Genomic DNA, 19,318 nt, shown 5'->3' with positions numbered 1-19,318 from the left:
TTCCTGATCGCTGGCAAGCTCAACTTCACTTCGATCAACCCGCATACTGCATAACCCATTTGAATTTCAAAAGAGCCGGTTTTGTTTCAACGCGATGCGTTGGACATCGACGCGTCGTCAGCCTGCATTGACCTTTCAATGGAGTCAACAGATCGTCATGACCACGCCTACAGGATGTCAGCATTGCGGGGACGCCCCCGCTTCAGAGTCCACCGCCGAGCCCACCGCCACGCCCTCCCAACCGTCACGCCGCCGCTTCCTGCAATCGGCGGCGGCCGCCGCGACGATCGGTGCGGCGCCGCATCTGCGCGCGCAAACGCAGGCGCAGGCGCCCGCTTCACCCGCGTCGCAACGCAACCCCGTGGTGCCGCCGCGCCCCGTCACATTGACCGTCAACGGCCGCGCATACACGCTGCAACTCGAACCGCGCGTGACGCTGCTCGATGCGTTGCGCGAATACGCGGGACTGATGGGCACGAAGAAAGGCTGCGACCGCGGTCAATGCGGCGCCTGCACGGTGCTCGTCGACGGCCGCCGCATCAACTCGTGTCTGACGCTCGCAGTCATGCATGAAGGCGAGAACATCACGACCGTCGAGGGACTCGCGAGCAATGGCGCATTGAGTCCGGTGCAGGCCGCGTTCATCGAACACGATGCATTCCAGTGCGGCTACTGTACGCCCGGGCAATTGTGCTCGGCCACCGCCCTGCTGAGCGAATTCCGCAACGGCACCGCGAGCACCGTGACCGCCGACGTGCGCGCGCGCCCCGCCTCGCTCACCGACGACGAAATCCGCGAACGCATGAGCGGCAACATCTGCCGCTGCGGCGCGTACGTGAACATCGTCGCCGCGGTCCGCGCCGCGCACGACAACGCCTGACGGAGACCGACATGGATGCGATCTCCTACGAACGCGCCGGCGACGTCGCCAGCGCGATACGCGCCGCGCAACAGCCGGGCGCGGTGTTCATCGGCGGCGGCACGAACCTGCTCGATCTGATGAAGGGCGGCGTCGCGCGGCCGGTGCGGCTCATCGATATCACGCACATCGGCGGCCTCGACTCGGTGACGACGCTGCCCGGCGGCGGCATCCGCATCGGCGCGCTGGTGCGCAACAGCGACGCGGCCAATCACGCGCTGGTGCGCGAGCAGTACCCGCTGCTGTCGCAGGCGCTGCTCGCGGGCGCGTCGGCGCAGTTGCGCAATATGGCGACGGTCGGCGGCAATCTGCTGCAACGCACCCGCTGCGGCTACTTCTACGACACCGCGTTCACCCAGTGCAACAAGCGCATGCCCGGCAGCGGTTGCGCGGCGCTCGACGGCCACAACCGCGCGCACGCGATCCTCGGCGCGAGCCCGCAATGCATCGCGGTCAACCCGTCGGACATGAGCGTCGCGCTGGCCGCGCTCGATGCGCTGGTGCGCGTGAGCGGCCCCGGTGGCGAGCGCACGATCGCGATCGCCGACTTCCATCGCCTGCCCGGCGACCGGCCCGATGTCGATACCACCTTGCAGCCCGGCGAGCTGATCACCGCGGTCGATCTGCCGCCGCCGCTCTTCAGCGCGCACTCGCACTATCTGAAGGTGCGTGACCGCGCCAGCTATGCATTCGCGCTCGTCTCGGTCGCGGCCGCGTTGCAGATGGACGGCGAGCGCGTGCAGAGCGCGCGCATCGCGCTCGGCGGCGTCGCGCACAAACCATGGCGGGCGAGAGCGGCCGAGCAGATGCTGAGCGGCCAGCCGCTCAGCCAGGCCACGCTGAAGAACGCCGCCGCGGCCGCGTTGAGCGGCGCGCAGCCGCGCCACGACAACGCCTTCAAGGTCCAGCTCGCGCAACGTGCGATCGTGCGTGCGGTCAACCAGGCTGCCGGTAAGGCGGGAGGTGTCGCATGAATCTGATCGGACAACCGCTCGATCGCGTCGACGGTCTGTTGAAGGTGACCGGCGACGCGCGTTACGCGGCCGAATTCCCCGCCGCGCGTCTCGCACACGCAGTGCTCGTCACCAGCACGATCGCGGCCGGCACGATTACGTCGATCGACGCGAGCCGCGCCGAAGCCGTGCCCGGCGTGCTGCTCGTGATGACTTACCAGAACGCGCCGCGCCTGCCGAACGGCGGACGGCCGCCGCTCGCGCCGCCGGCCGGCCGGCACCTGTCGCTTCTGCAGGACAACGAAGTGCACTACAGCAACGAGCCGGTCGCGGTAGTCGTCGCTGATACGCTCGAACATGCGGCCGATGCCGCTCGCCAGTTGCGCATCGTCTACCAGCCGGGCGCCGCGGCGCTCGACTTCGAGCAGGCGAAAGCGCACGCGCACGCGCCCGACAGGCCGCAGGGCCGCCAGACCGACACGCAGCGCGGCAGCTTCGAGGACGGCATGCAAAGCGGCGACGTGCATATCGAGGCCATCTACACGACGCCGATCGAGCATCACAACCCGATGGAGCCGCACGCGACGATGGCGCAATGGGACGGCCCGCAACTGACGGTCTACGACTCCACGCAGGGCGTGAGCGGCGCCGCGCAGGTGCTCGCGAAGACGTTCGGCATCCCTGCGTCCGACGTGCACGTGATTTCACCGCTGATCGGCGGCGGCTTCGGCTGCAAGGGCTCGTCGTGGTCGCACGTGTCGCTGTGCGTGATGGCCGCGCGGCAAACCGGCCGGCCCGTGCGGCTCGCGCTCGAACGGCCGCAGATGTTCGGCCCGGTCGGCGCGCGGCCGCGCACCGAGCAGCACTTCGTGATCGCCGCGCGGCACGACGGCACGTTGACCGCGATGCGTCACGACAGCATCTCGAACACGTCGATGATCGAAGACTGGACCGAGACCTGCTGCATGGTCACGCGCATGCTGTACACGGTGCCCAATCAGGTGACGACGCACCGCCTCGTGCAGCTCAATGTCGGCACGCCGACCTTCATGCGCGCGCCGGGCGAGACCACCGGCTCGTTCGCGCTCGAATCGGCGATGGACGAACTCGCCGTCGCGCTGAAGATGGACCCGCTCGCGCTGCGCCTGAAGAACTACGCGGACAGCGATCCGCAGGAGCACAAGCCGTGGTCGGGCAAGTCGCTGCGCGAGTGCTATCAGATCGGCGCCGGGAAGTTCGGCTGGTCGCGTCGCCCGCACGCGCCGCGCTCGATGCGCGACGGCAACACGCTGATCGGCTACGGCATGGCGACCGCGACCTATCCGGCCAACCGCAGCGAGGCGTCGGCGCTCGCGCAGATTCTGCCGGACGGCACCGCGGTGGTCGCATCGGGCACCCAGGATCTCGGCACCGGCACCTACACGGTGATGACCCAGGTCGCCGCCGATGCGCTTGGCTTCAACCCCGAGCAGATCCACTTCGCGCTCGGCGATTCGTCGCTGCCGCGCGCGCCGGTCTCGGGCGGCTCGCAGTCGGCGGCCAGCGTGTCGCCGGCGGTGCGCGATGCGGCCAGCCAGGCGCGCAGCCAGCTGATCGCGCTGGCGCTCGCCGACGCGGGCTCGCCCGTGCACGGTCTGCCGCTCGACGACGTCACCGTCGAAAGCGGCTGGGTCGTGAGCCGGTCGCAACCGAACCGGCGCGATCCGGCCGCGGCGATCATCGCTCGCGCGGGCGGCAAGCCGATCGAAGCAAGTGCGACCGTGAAGCCCGGCGACGAGAAGCAGAAGTACTCGTTCCACTCGTTCGGCGCGGTGTTCGTCGAGGTCCACGTCGATGCCGAGCTCGGCACGATCCGCGTGCCGCGCGTGGTCGCGGTGTACGACGTCGGCCGGGTGCTGAACCAGAAGACCGCGCGCAGCCAGATGCTGGGCGGCATCGTGTGGGGCATCGGCGCGGCGCTGCAGGAGGAAAGCACGCTCGACGAACGCTACGGGCGCTTCACCAATGCGAACCTCGCCGAGTATCACGTGCCGGTGAATGCGGACATAGGCACGCTCGACATTACGTTCCTCGACCGGCCCGATCCGTATATCAACTCGCTCGGCGTGCGCGGTATCGGCGAGATCGGCATCACGGGCGTGGTGCCCGCGATCGCGAACGCGGTGTACAACGCGACCGGCGTGCGGGTGCGCGATCTGCCGATCACGCTGGACAAGGTGGTGCGGACCTGAGTCGGCGGCAGCGCCGGGAAAGGAGCGAAAGCGGGGGCGGCGGACGGCTTGCATCGGGCGTGCATTGCCGCTTGCCTCCCGCCCCGTCGCATCGCACAATCTTGGGCATTCCTGTCTACCGGTATCCGCCGATGGCCTACGCCTCGCTCGCCACCGGCGTGTTGCTCGCCGCCGGTTTCGGCTCGCGCTTCGATCCGCACGGGCTGCACAACAAACTGCTTGCACGCATGCCCGACGGCACGCCGGTCGCGCATGAAGCCGCGCATCGGCTGCTGCGGGTCGTCACGCGGGTGCTCGCCGTGGTGCGCCCGGGCTCCGACGCGCTCGCCCGCGTGCTGAACGATGCCGGCTGCGACGTCGTGTTTGCGGCGAGCGCCGAGCGCGGCATGGGCGCGAGTCTCGCCGCCGGGATCGAAGCGAGCGACGACGCCGAAGGCTGGATCGTCGCGCTCGCCGATATGCCGCGCATCGCGGTCCCGACGATCGAAGCGGTAGCCCGGGCGCTCGACGACGGCGCGCCGCTCGTCGCGCCTTTCTACGACGGCCGGCGCGGCCATCCGGTCGGCTTCGGCATCGAGCATCGCGACGCGCTGCTCGCGCTCGACGGCGACACCGGCGCGAAAGCGCTGCTCAAGTCACCGGCGCTGACGCGCATCGACGTCGACGATCCCGGCATTCTGCGCGACGTCGATACGCCGGACGATTTGCGCGCGCTCTAGCGGCCAGGCTCAGTCTCGCCGACACTGGCAGCCCGCAGCCGGTCGAAATCGAGAATCGCGATTTCGCCGGATTTCAGGCTCACGATGCGTTGGCTTTCGAGCGTCCTCAGCGACTGATTCGTGGTCTGTCGCGACAGCGACACCATCGAAGCCAGACTGTCCTGCGAGACCCGTATCCTCGTCTGCGACGCGTTCAGACCGCCGTACCCGCCGGCGATCATCAGCAAGCGGTTCGCCACGCGCTGCGCCGCGGGCAACAGCGTCATCGCCTGGGTGTTCTCGAACGAAACGCGCAGTCTTTGCGCCATCAACAACGCGAAGTCGCGCCAATAGCGCGGGGTGGCATCGAGCAGATTCCGCAGCGCGGCTTCGGGCACGTGCAGCAACAGCGTGCGGCTCACCGCGGTGGCATCGTTCGGACGCGGCAGCCCGTCGAACAGCGAGATTTCGCCGATCCACGCGGTCGGCCCGAGCTCCGCGAGCAACGCCTCTTTCCCATCCGTGCCGACCGACCCGAGCGCGAGCGCGCCGCCCAGCACCGCATACAGGCCATCGGCCGGGTCGCCGCGCCGATACAGCGCCTGGCCTTTGTCGAGCGTGACCAGCACGGCATGGTTGACGAGAGCGTCGCGCAACTCGACGGGCAGGCCCCGGTACCACGGCGTCGTTTCGAGTTGCGACCGGTAGCGGTGCAGGCTGGATTCCATTGGCGCATCGCCCTGTCGTGTATCTGACAGATTTTAGGCGGCTTCGAGTACATCATGTGGACTCGCCCCTTCAAACAAGGAGTATCGACGTGAGCTCATCCGCAACCACGCTGAAGAACGACGTTTCCCCGGCCGAATGGGCGGCACGCGTCGATCTCGCGGCCGCCTACCGTCTCACCGCGCTGTTCGGCTGGGACGATCTGGTGTTTACCCACATCTCGGCGCGCGTGCCGGGCCCCGAGCATCATTTCCTGATCAACCCGTACGGCATGATGTTCGACGAGATCACCGCGTCGTCGCTGGTCAAGATCGACCTCGACGGCCGCAAGGTCAGCGAATCGCCGTATGACGTCAATCCTGCCGGCTTCACGATTCATAGCGCGATCCATGCGGCACGCGAGGACGCGCTGTGCGTGATGCACACCCACTCCGTGAACGGCGTGGCCGTGTCGGCCCAGGCGGAGGGCTTGTTGCCGCTGTCGCAGCAGTCGCTCGGGGTGCTTGCGTCGCTGGGGTATCACGACTATGAGGGCATCGCGCTCAACGAAGCCGAAAAGCCGCGTCTCGTTCAGGACCTCGGAAATAACACGAATCTGATGCTGCGCAATCACGGGCTGCTGACAGTCGGCAAGACGCCGGCGGACGCGTTCGTCGCGATGTATTTCTTCGAGGCGGCCTGCATGATCCAGGTGCGCGCGCAGGCGGGCGGCGGCAAGCTGCTGCCCATCGCGCCACCGATTCTCGACAACATCAAGGAGCAGATCAAGCTCGTGACGAAGGGTGCGACGCCAGGCGCGCTCGTGTGGCCGGGGCTGCTGCGCCGGCTCGATCGTCGTAACCCCGGCTTTGCCGACTAGACGCCGCGCGTCACGCGAAGCATCATGGACCGCGTTGCCGATGCGACGCAACGCGGGTGCAACCGGTAGGCGATGTGAACCTCTGTATGGCAAAAATCTATATCTACGGCGCCGGCTCGATCGGTTGCTATGTCGGCGGGCGGCTGCTGGCCGGCGGCAGCGACGTGCGTTTCATCGGACGCGCGCGCATCGCCGAGCAGTTGCGCAGCCAGGGCATCACGCTGTCGCGGCACGACGATAGCCGCTGGTATGTACCGCCGCAGCGGGCCGACGTGTCGACCGACGCGGCCGACGCGGCCGACGCCGACCTCGTGCTGGTCACGGTCAAGTCCGCCGCGACGGCGACGGCCGCGGCGGAGCTGGCGAATGTGCTGCGTCCCGGGGCGATCGTCGTGAGCTTTCAGAACGGCGTCGGCAATGCCGACGTACTGCGCGCCGCGCTGCCACGGAACACGGTGCTCGAAGGGATGGTGCCGTTCAATGTGGTCGAACGGGGTCCCGGCGCATTTCACCAAGGCTCGGCGGGTGACCTCGAGATCCGGCTTACGCCGGCCATGCGGCCGTTCGTCGACGCGTTCAGGCGAGCGGGTCTGCCGCTGATCCAGCACAAGAACATGTTGCCGGTGCAGTGGGCCAAGCTGCTGCTGAATCTGAACAACGCCATCAACGCATTGGCGAATCGGCCTTTGAGGGAAGAACTGTCGCAACGCGCGTACCGCCGCTGCCTCGCGATGGCGCAAAAGGAAGCGCTCGCGTTGTTGAAGCGTGCCGCGATACGGCCAGCCAGAGTGACGCCGCTGCCGTCCACGTGGATACCGCGTGTGCTCAGCGTACCCGATGCGTTGTTCGAACGGCTCGGGCGCGCGATGCTGACGATCGATCCGCTCGCACGCTCGTCGATGTCCGACGATCTGGCGGCCGGCCGCGCCACCGAAATCGACTGGATCAACGGTGAGGTCGTGCGCCTCGCCGAGCGGCTTGGCCAGGCCGCGCCGGTCAACGCGCGGCTCTGCGAACTGGTCCGGCAAGCCGAGCGGGCCGACGTGCGTCCTTCGTGGTCAGGTGAAGCACTGCTGGCCGAGTTGCAGGCCGCGGGGCGTATCATCAAATGAGTTCCCCGAACCGTTATCCGGCTGCGCTTCGATCTCCGCGATGGAATCCAAAGTGACAAGGCGTGGCGCTGTGCAAGATCCCGTTGCCCCGGGCCTGCGGAGCCGCCAATACAAATGATCGACGTGACATCGCGAGGCAAACCCTCCCTGCTTCTGGCCACCAAGCTCGTGCCGCCGCGCTTGCCATCCGGGTTGATCGAGCGGCCGCGGCTGCTCGAGCTGACGGCTCAGGCCGAACACAAACGGCTCATCGTCATCAAGGCGCCCGCGGGCTTCGGCAAGACCTCGCTCGCACTCGCGTGGCTCGCGCGGCTGCGGGCGAGCGGCGCGCACGTGGCGTGGCTGTCGCTCGACCCGGACGACGACGAGCCAGCCCGCTTCCTGCACTATCTCGCGCAGGCGTTGCGACACGCGTGCGGCGACGTCGGCGCGTCGGCGATCGGCCTGACGGCCGAGGCGTCGCTCGTGCCGGCGCAGTCGATCGTGGCGACGTTGATCAACGAACTCGTCGAGGTCGACGACGAGGTCTATCTGTTCGTCGACGACTATCACCTGATCAGCCTGCCCGTGATCCACGACGTCGTCGGGTTCTTCATCGAGCACATGCCGTCGCGTGTGCACCTGGTGGTCTGCACGCGGATCGATTCCGCGCTGCCGCTCGCGCGCTTGCGGGCCAGCAACCAACTGCTCGAAATCGACGCGGCGGCGCTGCGCTTCAGCTTCGACGAAACGCAGTGCTTCATCGAACGCGAATGTCCGGGCCTGGGTCTGTCCACCGTCAAGTCGCTATTCGCGAGCACCGAGGGCTGGGCCGCCGCGCTGCGCATTTCGGCCTCGGTGCTGGCACGCGACGAACGTCCGCCCGGCGCCGAAGCCGACCCGCCATCGGGCGCATCGCGGCCATTCGCCGCCTACCTCGAAGACATGCTCAAACATCTGCCGGCGGACACGGTCGGTTTCATGTTGCGCACGTCGATACTCGACCGGCTCAACGCGTCGCTGTGCGAGGCGGTGACGGGCGTCGAGGACAGCCAGCGCATGCTGGAGACGATCGCCGCGCGTCAGCTTCTGCTGGAACCGCTGGACGTCGAAGGACACGCGTTCCGCTATCACCATCTGATGCGCGAGTACCTGTGCCAGCGGCTCGAATCCCGCTACCGTCACGAAGTCGCCGACGTACATCGCCGCGCGTGTCGGTGGTACACGCAGCAGGAACAATGGACGGACGCGGTGCGCCACGCGATCGCGGCGGGCGCGACCGACGACGCGATCGCGCTGATGGGCCGCTGCGCGATGTCGCTCGTCACGAAAGGCGATTTGCTGACGCTGGTCGGCTGGCAGCGCCAGTTCCCCGAGCATCTGATGCGCGGGCAGTTGCAGGTCAGGCTCGCGATCGCGTGGGGTATGGCGCTGGCCCTGCGCTTCGACGACGCGCTGACGATGCTCGATGCGCTCGAACGCGACACCGCAATCGACACGGGCGCCAAAACCGCGCGCATGCGCTGGGAGTGTCAGGCCATCCGGGCGGTGCTCGCGGCCTTGCAGGACGACCCGCAACGCGCGCTGCCGATCGCGCAGACCTGTCTCGAAGATCCGTCGGCCGATGGGTGGACCGCCAACGTGCTGTCCAACGTCGTGCGCTTCGCGCACTGGAAAGCTGGCCGGCTCGAAGCGCTGTATGCGACCCCGTGGATTCCCAACTCGATCGATGACGATCAGCGCAACGTGTTCTCCTCCACGTACCGGCTGTGCCTGCTCGGTCACGCGGAAATGCAGCAGATGCACTTCGAGCTGGCCGAACGGTATTTCATCAGGTCGATGCATCTGGCCGAACGCTACTCGGGCCCGCAGTCGATCTCCGCCGCGTTGTGCGCGCCGATGCTCGCGCAGATCCGCTACGAGCAGGGCCGCCTCGACGAAGCCGAAGCGCTGCTGCTCGATCTGATGCCGATCGTCGATGCGGCCGTGCTGCTCGATAGCGTGCTGATCGCCTATCGCGTGCTGATCCGCATCGCGATGGCGCGCTCGAACCCCGCGCATGCCTATGCGCTGCTCGACCACGCGCTGGACCTCGCCCAGCGGCGAGGCTGGCAGCGCCTGGTTGCCGCGGGGCTCGTCGAGCGCACGCGGCTGCTCATCGCCGAAGGAAGAATGACCGAAGCCGCCGCGTGCGTTCGTCAACTCGACGCAGTCGCGGCGCACGACCCGCATTCGTCGACACCCGTGTCGGCGGAAATCGACGAATATCGCGCACTCGCCGCGGGCTGTGTGGCAATCGCGCGAGGCCGCACGCGCGAAGCCGTCGACCACCTGAGCGCCGCACGGCGCAGCGCGGAAAGCCGTCACGGCGACTACCTCGCGTTGCGCTTGCGCACCACGCTCGCGCTCGCGTGGATGCGCGCGGGCCAGATGAACGAGGCGATCGAGGTGTTCGACGAGGTCGTCAAGGTCGCCGCGAACGCCGGCATCTACCAATCGATTCTCGACCAGGGCGCCGAGATCGGAATGCTGCTGCAAGCGCTGCGCGACGAGACGCGCGGCGTCGCGGGGAACGCCGTGCGAACGAAGGACGCGGCGCATTACATCGACCGTCTTTGCGACGGCTGGCGTGCGCTTTATCAGCCCGGCAGCGACGCCCAGCGCGATGCCGAGCGCGAAGCGCTGAGCGCGCGAGAGAGCGAAATCATCGGACTGATCGCGCAGGGGCAGTCGAACAAGGAAATCGCGCGCAGTCTCGGCATTGCGCCGGAGACGGTCAAGTCGCACGTAAAGAGTATTTTCGTGAAGCTCGAGGTCGACAAGCGCGCGCATGCCGTGTCGCGCGCGCAAGCGCTGGGACTGCTGCGCAACGGCTAGTGAGGCGCTCGCGCTATCAGGCGAACTGCGCGCGCAGCCACTTCTTGTTCAGCTTGCCGACGCTGGTCTTTTCGAGCGCGTCGACGAACCTGACGATCTGCGGCACCGCATACTTCGAGATCCGTCCCGACTCACTGAACGTCAGCACGTGACGCTTGATCTCGTCCTCGCTGAGCGCGGCGCCTTCGCTCGGCACCACCAGCGCGACCGGCCGCTCGCCCCATTTCTCGTCGCGGATGCCGATCACCGCGACTTCCGATACGCCCGGGTACAGCGAGATCAGACTCTCGATTTCCAGCGACGAAATCCATTCGCCGCCCGACTTGATCACGTCCTTCAGACGGTCGGTGATCTGGATGCTGCCGGTCGGGGCGATCGTCGCGATGTCCTGCGTGTGCAGGTAGCCGCCGCTCCACAGTTGCACGGACGCCTCGGGATTGTTCAGATAGCCTTGCGTCAGCCACGGCGCGCGCACGACGATTTCTCCGTACGCGCTGCCGTCATGCGCCGCCTCCTCCATGTTTTCATCGACGATGCGCAGATCGACGAGCGGCACCGGCCATCCGGTCGTGCAGCGCAGGCGCAACTGCTCTTCCGCGTCCAGCGCCTCGGCGCCCGGCGGTAGTTGCGCGAGACTCAGCAACGGGCACGTTTCGGACATGCCGTAGCCGGCGAAGATGTCGATGCCGCGCTCGAGCGCGGCGCGCGCCAGTCCGTGCGTGAGCGCTCCACCGCCGATCACGATCTTCCACCTGCTCAAGTCGACGGAACGCGCCTGTTCACAGCCGAGCATCATGTGCAGGATCGTGCTCACGCAATGCGAGAACGTCACGCCTTCGTCGCGCACCAGCTTCACGAGCCGGTCCGGCAGATAGCGGCCCGGATAGACCTGCTTCACGCCGAGCACGGTGGCGATGTAGGGCATGCCCCAGGCGTGCACGTGAAACATCGGCGTGAGCGGCATGTAGACATCGCCGCGGTGAAAGCGTTGCCCGGCTTCGGGGCTCGCCAGCGCCGCCATCCCGGTGATGGTGTGCAGGACCAGCTGGCGATGCGAAAAGTAGACGCCCTTGGGCAGGCCGGTCGTGCCGGTCGTGTAAAAGGTCGTCGCGCGCGTGTTCTCGTCGAAGTCGGGGAACTCATAGCGATCCGAACTTTCTTCGAGCATCGCTTCGTATTCCGCCGAGAACGGAATCGAGTGCGCAGCGACTTCGCTGCCGTCCTCGTCGATCCACACGAAGGTGCGCACCGTTTCGAGCTGTCCCTTGATTGACTCGACGAGCGGCAGAAAATCGCTGTTGACGAGCAGGATCTGCGCGCCGGCATGGTTGATCGTGTATGCGATCTCATCCGGCGACAGGCGCACGTTGACCGTCTGCAGCACGGCACCCATCATCGGCACCGCGAAGTAGCATTCGAGGTAACGATGACTGTCCCAGTCCATCACCGCGACGGTGCTGCCGTGCCGCGCGCCGAGCCGGGAGAGCCCATTTGCAAGCCGCGCGATGCGTTCGCGCAGCGTCGTATAGGTCATGCGGAGCTGGCCGCGGTACACGATTTCCTGGTCCCGCGCCTGAACCAACGGCGTATGCAGCAGTTGCTTGATCAGCAATGGATAGGCGTAGGCCGAGGGCGCGGCGGCCGTGGCGTTGTCCCGCATCTGAGTCTCCTTGAGTCCTGAACTGGATGGGTCGCGGGCAAGCAGGGCTTCGTTGCTGCGTGGCCGGCAGTCTCGTCCCGCGGGGTCTTCCCGATCGGCAAATGATCGGCGCGCTCGCGAGGGGCGACCATCCCCTGAACGGGGGAGGCGCACGGACAGTGTCCGGAGAATTCGCGAAGCACACCCTAAACCCGAGCTTCAAGGCCCGTGACGACGGCGCGCGACGGACCGCAAAGACGCGAGCGTCGCGGGGTGATCAGATCGGGGACGCAATCCGCTCCCTTTCAGGCATGCGATTTGCGCACCGCAAGTTTCGCGCGCAAGCTACGCCGATTGCGCCTAAGCTGAGGTGACGCCGCATTTTTTTCGCACGCGGCGCCGTGACGACGGGCAGCCTCGACGCCTCATCCGCCCCGCCTCGAACTCCCACCCGCAAGCCCATGAGCGAAACCACTCCACGCCTTTTCATCGTCTCGCCCCATTTCGACGACGCCGTCTTCAGCTGCGGTGCCTTGCTCGCCGCCCATCCCGACGCCGCCGTCTGTACCGTGTTCGCCGCGCCGCCCGAACACGACATGCACACCGAGTGGGACCAAAGAGCGGGCTTCGCGAACGCCCATGAAGCGGTCCGCGAACGCACGATCGAAGACAACCTCGCGCTCGAAGTGCTCGACGCGATCCCGCTGCGCATGCCGTTTCGCGACAGCCAGTACGCCGACTCGCCGTCGATCAGCCAGATGGCGGCGGCGCTGGAGGAAACCATTTACCGCACGACCGCGAACACGCTGCTGATGCCGCTCGGCCTGCATCACGAAGATCACGCGCGGGTCTTCGAAGCGTGCTGCGAAATCCTGCCGCGGCTCACGCATCTGAACTGGTTCGCTTACGAGGAAGCGATTCACCGGCTCACGCCGGGCGCGGTGCAGGCGCGGCTCGCCGATCTCGCGCAACGCGGCATCGTCGCGACCCCGGCAACGCCGAGCGCTGGCCACACGATCGACGTGCAGCGCCGCGCGGATCTGAAGCGCGAAGCGGTCGACGCGTACGCGAGCCAGTTGCGCGCGTTCGGCGCCGGCAACTACGACGACGTGTTCGCGACCGAGCGCTACTGGGAGCTCAACGTCGGTCGCAAACGCGCGAGGCGATAGCAAAAAGTAGCGAGCAGGAAGCGCGGCGAGCGCCTACGCTTGAAGACAGATAACCGACGCGGCGGGGATCGGCGGTTACGACCTCCCTCGCCGGACCCGCGCATTTCAACCGCAAGGGTGACGCAATGAGCTACGACATGCATACCAGCCCCATTCCCGACCCGAACGCCGATCCGAACCGCGACCCGGAAGCCGACCCGCTGGTGCCGCCGTCGCCGGGCCATCATGTCGAGGAGCCGCAGCGGCCTGACGGGCCGCCGGACAAGGATCCGGTGTAACGCAGCCGCGAGCCGCGCGGTTGAGGCGCGCCGCGCCAGGCGGCATCAGCGTATCAAGCTGCCGAAGCCCTGCAGCAGGCGGTCGATGTCGGCCGCGTGGATGTTGCCCAGCGTCGAGATGCGCAACAGTTGCGCCGACAGCCCGCCCTGCCCCGCGTTTGGTGCCATGTTGATGTGAACCTTGCTGGTGTTGCCTCGGCAGCTTGTCGGGTGCTTAATGCCGGCGGATTTTAATGCCGATTTTCGTGCGAATTTTCAATCACCACGATTTACGGAAGATCGCCGATTAATTCAGATCTCCCAATAATTCGAAAAGACTTCTTTCGAGTTGTGCGCTTATCACGCGGCTAAAACACTCGATAAATCCACCATTACTCAGACGAATGGCGATGTCGAACAGCGGGTTTCCCCTGTCTCGATCAATGCCATTTCGCGCCGTAAACACAGCGAGCGGCCTCCGACCGCAATTCAATGGACCTTACTGGCCAAAAGCCTATTCCCATCGCTATGACTCTGAACCGAAAACTGGCGTCGATGATCGCCGTTCTGTGGGTCGGCCTGATCCTGATCGGCGCGTTCGGCGCGTGGCAGAACCGCGCGTCGATGATCTCGGACCGGCGCGAACAATTGCGCTCGCTGATCGAAGAGGCGAACCACGTCGCCGCCCACTACTACACGCTCGCCCAGCAGCATGCGCTGTCCGAGGACGATGCGAAAAAACAGGCACTCGCGACCCTCGGCGCGATGCGCTACGGCAAGGACGGCTACCTGTCGATCAACGACTCGCAGCCGGTGATGCTGATGCATCCGATCAAGCCCGAACTGAACGGCAAGAACCTCGCGCAGTTCACCGATCCGGCCGGCAATCATCTGTTCGTCGATATCGTCAACGCGGGCAATCACGACGGCGGCGGCTTCGTCGATTATCTGTGGGCCAAACCGGGCAGCGAGCAACCGGTCGCGAAGACCAGCTACTCGATGCACTTCGCGCCGTGGGACTGGTACCTCGTGACCGGCATGTACATGGACGACGTGCAAAGCGCGTTTTACCGCAACCTGCTGCGCTGGCTCGCGATCACGGTGGCGCTCGGCGCGCTCTCGACCGTCGTGATGCTGGTCGTGCTGCGCAGCATCCGCCGCTCACTCGGCGGCGATCTGGAAGTGGCGGTCAGGCACGCGCGGCTGATGGCGCAAGGCAATCTCGCGACGCCGGTGCCGATCGATACGAACGACAACGGCAGCCTGTTGCACGCGCTCTCCACGATGCAGGCGGGACTCGTCGACACGGTCTCGCGCGTGCGCCAGGGCACCGAGAACATCAACGTCGGCGCGAACGAAATTGCGGCGGGCAACACCGACCTGTCGCAGCGCACCGAGGAGCAGGCGGCGGCGCTCGTGCAAACCGCGTCGAGCATGGATCAGATGACGGTCAACGTGAAGCAGAACGCGGACAGCGCAACCCAGGCCGCGCAACTCGCGAGCGAAGCCGCGAACGTCGCGACGCGCGGCAGCCGCGTGGTCGACGACGTGGTGCGCACGATGGGCGAGATCACCGCGAGCTCGCGGCAGATCGGCGACATCATCGGCGTGATCGACGGCATCGCGTTCCAGACCAACATCCTCGCGCTGAATGCCGCCGTCGAGGCGGCCCGCGCCGGCGAACAGGGTCGCGGCTTCGCGGTGGTCGCGGCCGAAGTGCGCAGCCTCGCGCAGCGCTCGGCGACGGCCGCCAAGGAGATCAAGGCGCTGATCGAAACCTCGACCGACACCGTCGAGACCGGCGCGTCGCTGGTCGCCAACGCGGGCGCGACGATGGGCGAGATCGTGCAGTCGGTGCGCCGCGTCAACGAGATTCTCGAGGAGATCAGCCACGCGTCGCGCGAGCAGAGCGCGGGCATCGAGCAGGTCAATCGCGCGGTCGGCGAGATGGATCAGGTCACGCAGCAGAATGCGGCACTGGTCGAACAGGCCGCGGCCGCCGCGCATTCGCTGAAGGACCAGGTCGGCGGGTTGCGCGACGCGATTGCGAGTTTCGCGTTGCCGGCCTGACGTTGCTTCACCGCGCCCGCGACGGGCGCACAAAAAAGGAGGCGCTCCACAGGCGGGGAGCGCCTTTTCAACACGCCGCGTCGGAGTCGACGCATCAATCGAACGAATCAGCCGCACGGATTTTTCAAGTCCGCGCGGCTTTTCTCATTTGAGCTTCCGCTCGGTTGGTCATTGCTCCAACCCGAACGCGTCTGCTTTCACAATCCTCGCATTTAAATTACGTTTTATTTACAATCGGCCCGGCGATAGTCCTTCCCGCCAGCCTCGTGGTTCTGGCGGCCTCGTTCAATCGAAGGTACGTAACGTCCGCTGCCCGCCGCCATGATCCGCCAGAAAAAAACCCCGTCGCACGATCCCTACGCGTTAGCCGCGAAGAACCCGCTGCTCGACGCGCGACTGCCCGCGTGGCGCTCGAAGTTCATCGTGCTGCTCGTGTTCGGCGCGTTCGCGACGCTCGCGGCCCGCGCGTTCTGGGTGCAGGTCGTGAATCGGGACTTCTACGTCGACCAGGGGCAGAAGCGTTATCAGCGCCTGCTCGAACTCGATGCGACGCGCGGCCGGATCGTCGATCGCAATGGTTCGATGCTCGCGGTCAGCCTCGCGACCTACGAAATCTGGGCCACGCCGAAGCTCGTCGAAGAGAGCGGCTACGCGCCGCTCGCGAAGCTGCTCGATCTGCCGCTCGCGGAACTGCGTCGACGCCTCGCCGGCGAGCGCAGCTTCGTGCTGCTCAAGCGCCAGGTCGATGCCGACACGGCCGCGCATCTGTCGCGCCTCGGGCTCGCCGGCATCACGCAGATCGCCGATTCCAAGCGCTTTTATCCAGAGGGCGAGTCGGCCGCGCACGTGGTCGGCTTCACCGACATCGAGGACAACGGCCAGGAAGGCGTCGAACTCGCCGCCGACGCGCAGCTGCAAGGCGTGCCCGGCCAGCGCGAAGTGATCCGCGACCGGCTCGGCCGCGTGATCTCGGAAACCCGGCCGCTCGTGCCCGCGCGCAACGGCGCGACGATCCAGCTGACGATCGACCGGCGCATCCAGCAACTCGCGCACACGCAGCTCAAAGCCGCGATCGCGCAGCACCACGCCGAAGCGGGCAGCGTGGTCGTGCTCGATGCGCGCAACGGCGAGATACTCGCGCTCGCCAACTACCCGAGCTTCGATCCGAACGACCGCACGCGCCTGTCCGGGCGGCAGCTGCGCAACCGCGCGGTGATCGATACGTTCGAGCCGGGCTCGACGATCAAGCCGCTCGTCGTCGCGCTCGCGATCGACGAAGGCAAGGTGCGGCCGCAGAGCATCATCGATACGGCGCCGGGCTGGTATCGGATCGGGCCGGCCGTGATTCACGACACCTCGAATCACGGCGCGATGACGGTCGCCGAGGCGGTGCAGAAGTCGAGCAATATCGCGCTCGCGAAGCTCGCGCTGAACCTGCCGGCCGAGACGATCTGGACCAAGTACCGGCAATACGGGCTCGGCATGAAGCCCGAACTGCAATTCCCGGGCGTGGCCGCCGGCAAGCTGCGGCCGTATAAACGCTGGCGCCCGATCGAGCAGGCCACGATGGCGTACGGCTACGGGCTGTCGGTCTCGCTGCTGCAGATCGCGCAGGTCTACACCGCCTATGCCGGCGACGGCGCGCTGCAGCGCGTGAGCCTGCTGCGCGAGCCGCTAGATGCGGACGACCCCGCGTCGTTCGGCGATCGCAGCGAGCTGGTCACGACGCCCGGCACCGCGCGCGCGATCCGCAACATGCTCGAAATGGCCACGGGCGAAGGCGGCACCGGGCGCGCCGCGACCGTGGCCGGCTATCGCGTCGGCGGCAAGACCGGCACCGCGCGCAAGCAGATCGGCGCGGGCTACGCGAAGAATCGCTACCGCGCGCTGTTCGTCGGGATGGCGCCGATGAGCGATCCGCGCCTGATCGTCGCCGTGATGATCGACGACCCGGCCGGCAAGGCGTTCTACGGCGGCACGGTCGCCGGACCGGTGTTCAGCGGCGTAATGGGCGGCGCGTTGCAGTTGCTTGGGGTGCCGCCGGATGCGGCAGGGGTGTGACGCGCAGTGAGTGTCGGTTACGGTCGATCAGCCCTGCTCGTCGAGAGCATCGATCTGGGCCTCGATTCGATTGCGGCCGTTGTGCTTGGCCTGATACATCGCGCGATCGGCCTCGTCCATCATCGCCTGACCGAGCGACATCGCGTCGGCCGGGCTACCGGCGACCACCCGCGCGGCCACGCCGATCGACACGGTCAACGCGATGCGCTCGCCGTGCTCGTCGCGCACGTCGTGATTCTCGACCGCCAGCCGCACGCGTTCGGCGACGGTCAGCGCGTCGCTGCGATCGCCTTGCAGCAGCGCGGCGAACTCCTCGCCGCCATATCGCGCGACGGTGTCGCCAAGCCGCACCTGCTGTCGCACGCAGGCGGCCACCGCCGCGAGCGCGCGGTCGCCGGTCTGGTGGCCGTGGCTATCGTTGATGCGCTTGAAGCCGTCGATATCGATGAAAAGACAGGCGACCGGTGCGTGATAACGGACCGCGCGCATCAACTCCTCGCGCAGCCGTTCGTCGAAATAGCGGCGATTCGCGAGGCCGGTCAGCGAGTCAGTCATGCCGAGTTGCTTGAGCCGCTCGCGATGCGCAACGTTGTCGAGACTCGCGGCGACGATGCTCGCGAAGCGCTCGAGAATATCGGTGGCCATGCCCGCGCCGAAACGCGCGGGGTCGTCGCTGCCGAGGCATAGATAGCCGCTGACGTTCGTGCCTGCGGCGAGCGGCAGCACGATCGCACTGGCCGGCACGTGGGCCGCAGCGGCGCCGAATAACGCGCGGCGCGTGTCGTCGTCGAGTTCGCCGGGACGGCCGAGCCACGGCCGATTGTCCTCGCACAGGGAGCGCGCGGCGAGACCGCCGTCGTGCGATGTCTTCAACTGCGCGTAGTCGAGCGCGTTCAGGTTACCCGGCTCGAGCAGTTCGAGCAGCATCGGCGCGCGCTCGTCGAGCCACAGCACGACGTTCGCGAGAGCGAACTCCCGCGGCAAATGACTGAACAAGGTATCGAGAAATGATGCGAAATCCTGCGCCCCAATCAAACGCAACTCGACGTTCTGGAAGCGGCGCAAGGTGCGCTCGTTGTGCTGCACGGTGTCGACGAGCGAGCGAAGGCGCTCGGAGAGCGGCGTTTGGGCGAGATTCGTCACGGTATCAGCAAGGCGGGCCGGAAGGCGAAGCGGGGTCGACGCCCCAACTCTACTGATAACGGCCGCTGCGCCGAGGTCTTGAGGCCCGGCACGCGACTTGTTGGTCGGCGCGCAGGCAATCGTGCCCCGGGCGTTCGTGCCCATTACTGTCGGCTTGCGCTTGCATTCGCTTGCACTCGCTTACACGCGGCGAGATCCGTCTGCGTAATGATTCCGGTTCTTAAGGCTCGCTTAATAGTTGCCTGCAAGTATGTAGTACATCCCCTGTTGAGCCGCCAGAACATCGGCGGCGCTTTTTCTTGAGGGATGTCGAAATCGCGGCCGCAAACGGTCACGCGCACAAGAAGAAAGGAGGTAAATCATGGTTGAAGAGATGGTAGTCGAACACCTGCGTACGATGCCCGGCCATGACTGGACTCGCCAGATTCATTCCTGCAAGGTCTCCGATCCGCTGCAACCGCCCTGGGGCCGTTCATACAGGCTCGTCGAATGGACGATGAAGCACGCGCCCGAATCGAGCCGTCGCGTCGTTCCCGCCGAAAGCACTCCGCTCGAAATCGCCCAGGCCGTGGTCTCTCACGTGCCGGGCCGACGCTTCTGTCAGCAGGTTGATTGAGCGCCAGGT

15 protein-coding genes and 1 pseudogene are annotated in these 19,318 nt (G+C 66.6%); 12 read left to right on the top strand and 4 right to left on the bottom strand.

Features of this window, described 5'->3' with window-relative positions; translation table 11 throughout:
- Positions 1-157 precede the first annotated feature (157 nt).
- The 4 genes from EVC45_RS29060 (at position 158) to EVC45_RS29045 (ending at position 4,822) form a co-directional block, all read left to right on the top strand.
- On the top strand, positions 158-880 hold the full coding sequence (locus EVC45_RS29060; RefSeq protein WP_129961636.1) for a 2Fe-2S iron-sulfur cluster-binding protein: 723 nt from the start codon (positions 158-160) through the stop codon (positions 878-880).
- 11 nt (positions 881-891) lie between these two features.
- A complete protein-coding gene (locus EVC45_RS29055) occupies positions 892-1,893 on the top strand; it encodes a xanthine dehydrogenase family protein subunit M (RefSeq protein ID WP_129961635.1) in 1,002 nt (333 codons plus the stop codon).
- Positions 1,890-4,103, top strand: coding sequence for a xanthine dehydrogenase family protein molybdopterin-binding subunit (locus tag EVC45_RS29050; RefSeq protein ID WP_129961634.1), 2,214 nt, complete (start codon positions 1,890-1,892; stop codon positions 4,101-4,103). The genes EVC45_RS29055 and EVC45_RS29050 overlap by 4 nt, the downstream gene beginning before the upstream one ends.
- 131 nt (positions 4,104-4,234) lie before the next feature.
- Entirely contained in the window at positions 4,235-4,822 is a 588-nt protein-coding gene (locus EVC45_RS29045) for an NTP transferase domain-containing protein (RefSeq protein ID WP_129961633.1), read from the top strand.
- Here EVC45_RS29045 and EVC45_RS29040 read toward each other — a convergent pair.
- Positions 4,819-5,529: a Crp/Fnr family transcriptional regulator gene (locus EVC45_RS29040; RefSeq protein WP_129961632.1), complete on the bottom strand. Its 711-nt coding sequence runs from the start codon at positions 5,527-5,529 to the stop codon at positions 4,819-4,821. The genes EVC45_RS29045 and EVC45_RS29040 overlap by 4 nt on opposite strands.
- Positions 5,530-5,618: 89 nt before the next feature.
- Between EVC45_RS29040 and EVC45_RS29035 the strand changes: the two genes are divergently transcribed.
- The 3 genes from EVC45_RS29035 (at position 5,619) to EVC45_RS29025 (ending at position 10,354) form a co-directional block, all read left to right on the top strand.
- Positions 5,619-6,386, top strand: a complete 768-nt coding sequence (locus EVC45_RS29035; RefSeq protein ID WP_129961631.1) for a class II aldolase/adducin family protein — start codon at positions 5,619-5,621, stop codon at positions 6,384-6,386.
- An 86-nt stretch (positions 6,387-6,472) separates the two neighbouring features.
- Positions 6,473-7,498, top strand: a complete 1,026-nt coding sequence (locus tag EVC45_RS29030) for a 2-dehydropantoate 2-reductase (RefSeq protein ID WP_129961630.1) — start codon at positions 6,473-6,475, stop codon at positions 7,496-7,498.
- A gap of 114 nt (positions 7,499-7,612) precedes the next feature.
- The gene (locus EVC45_RS29025) at positions 7,613-10,354 is read left to right on the top strand and encodes a LuxR C-terminal-related transcriptional regulator (protein ID WP_129961629.1); all 2,742 of its coding nucleotides are present in this window, start codon (positions 7,613-7,615) and stop codon (positions 10,352-10,354) included.
- Between the two features lie 16 nt (positions 10,355-10,370).
- Here EVC45_RS29025 and EVC45_RS29020 read toward each other — a convergent pair whose 3' ends face one another.
- Positions 10,371-12,014, bottom strand: a complete 1,644-nt coding sequence (locus tag EVC45_RS29020) for a fatty acid--CoA ligase (RefSeq protein ID WP_129961628.1) — start codon at positions 12,012-12,014, stop codon at positions 10,371-10,373.
- A gap of 440 nt (positions 12,015-12,454) precedes the next feature.
- Here EVC45_RS29020 and EVC45_RS29015 point away from each other — a divergent pair, with 440 nt between their 5' ends.
- The gene (locus EVC45_RS29015; RefSeq protein ID WP_129961627.1) at positions 12,455-13,162 is read left to right on the top strand and encodes a PIG-L family deacetylase; all 708 of its coding nucleotides are present in this window, start codon (positions 12,455-12,457) and stop codon (positions 13,160-13,162) included.
- A gap of 137 nt (positions 13,163-13,299) precedes the next feature.
- Positions 13,300-13,440: a hypothetical protein gene (locus EVC45_RS45795; protein WP_167335679.1), complete on the top strand. Its 141-nt coding sequence runs from the start codon at positions 13,300-13,302 to the stop codon at positions 13,438-13,440.
- A 45-nt stretch (positions 13,441-13,485) separates the two neighbouring features.
- Here the strand turns inward: EVC45_RS45795 and EVC45_RS29010 are convergent.
- Positions 13,486-13,596, bottom strand: a pseudogene (locus tag EVC45_RS29010) (2-aminoethylphosphonate aminotransferase); the annotation flags it as partial.
- Between the two features lie 351 nt (positions 13,597-13,947).
- On the opposite strand from EVC45_RS29010, the gene EVC45_RS29005 reads away from it, so the two are divergent.
- Both EVC45_RS29005 and EVC45_RS29000 read left to right on the top strand, forming a co-directional pair.
- Positions 13,948-15,489: a methyl-accepting chemotaxis protein gene (locus EVC45_RS29005; protein WP_129961626.1), complete on the top strand. Its 1,542-nt coding sequence runs from the start codon at positions 13,948-13,950 to the stop codon at positions 15,487-15,489.
- Between the two features lie 321 nt (positions 15,490-15,810).
- On the top strand, positions 15,811-17,550 hold the full coding sequence (locus tag EVC45_RS29000; RefSeq protein WP_129961625.1) for a penicillin-binding protein 2: 1,740 nt from the start codon (positions 15,811-15,813) through the stop codon (positions 17,548-17,550).
- A 27-nt stretch (positions 17,551-17,577) separates the two neighbouring features.
- On the opposite strand, the gene EVC45_RS28995 is transcribed toward EVC45_RS29000, so the two are convergent.
- A complete protein-coding gene (locus tag EVC45_RS28995) occupies positions 17,578-18,693 on the bottom strand; it encodes a diguanylate cyclase (protein ID WP_129961624.1) in 1,116 nt (371 codons plus the stop codon).
- Positions 18,694-19,054: 361 nt separating this feature from the next.
- On the opposite strand from EVC45_RS28995, the gene EVC45_RS28990 reads away from it, so the two are divergent.
- Positions 19,055-19,309 (top strand): DUF2866 domain-containing protein, encoded by a 255-nt coding sequence (locus tag EVC45_RS28990; RefSeq protein WP_129961623.1) that lies wholly within the window; start codon positions 19,055-19,057, stop codon positions 19,307-19,309.
- Positions 19,310-19,318: the final 9 nt, after the last annotated feature.

This window comes from Paraburkholderia sp. UYCP14C (assembly GCF_004197395.1).
In the GTDB taxonomy this organism is placed as follows: Bacteria; Pseudomonadota; Gammaproteobacteria; order Burkholderiales; family Burkholderiaceae; genus Paraburkholderia.
This window is presented reverse-complemented; position numbering and strand designations above follow the sequence as displayed.

Excerpts from the sequence above, each read along its gene's own strand:
- EVC45_RS29060 (WP_129961636.1), top strand. The coding sequence starts at position 158 with ATGACCACGCCTACAGGATGTCAGCATTGCGGGGACGCCCCCGCTTCA.
- EVC45_RS29055 (WP_129961635.1), top strand. The coding sequence starts at position 892 with ATGGATGCGATCTCCTACGAACGCGCCGGCGACGTCGCCAGCGCGATA.
- EVC45_RS29050 (WP_129961634.1), top strand. The coding sequence starts at position 1,890 with ATGAATCTGATCGGACAACCGCTCGATCGCGTCGACGGTCTGTTGAAG.
- EVC45_RS29045 (WP_129961633.1), top strand. The coding sequence starts at position 4,235 with ATGGCCTACGCCTCGCTCGCCACCGGCGTGTTGCTCGCCGCCGGTTTC.
- EVC45_RS29040 (WP_129961632.1), bottom strand. The coding sequence starts at position 5,529 with ATGGAATCCAGCCTGCACCGCTACCGGTCGCAACTCGAAACGACGCCG.
- EVC45_RS29030 (WP_129961630.1), top strand. The coding sequence starts at position 6,473 with ATGGCAAAAATCTATATCTACGGCGCCGGCTCGATCGGTTGCTATGTC.
- EVC45_RS29025 (WP_129961629.1), top strand. The coding sequence starts at position 7,613 with ATGATCGACGTGACATCGCGAGGCAAACCCTCCCTGCTTCTGGCCACC.
- EVC45_RS29020 (WP_129961628.1), bottom strand. The coding sequence starts at position 12,014 with ATGCGGGACAACGCCACGGCCGCCGCGCCCTCGGCCTACGCCTATCCA.
- EVC45_RS29015 (WP_129961627.1), top strand. The coding sequence starts at position 12,455 with ATGAGCGAAACCACTCCACGCCTTTTCATCGTCTCGCCCCATTTCGAC.
- EVC45_RS45795 (WP_167335679.1), top strand. The coding sequence starts at position 13,300 with ATGCATACCAGCCCCATTCCCGACCCGAACGCCGATCCGAACCGCGAC.
- EVC45_RS29005 (WP_129961626.1), top strand. The coding sequence starts at position 13,948 with ATGACTCTGAACCGAAAACTGGCGTCGATGATCGCCGTTCTGTGGGTC.
- EVC45_RS29000 (WP_129961625.1), top strand. The coding sequence starts at position 15,811 with ATGATCCGCCAGAAAAAAACCCCGTCGCACGATCCCTACGCGTTAGCC.
- EVC45_RS28990 (WP_129961623.1), top strand. The coding sequence starts at position 19,055 with ATGGTTGAAGAGATGGTAGTCGAACACCTGCGTACGATGCCCGGCCAT.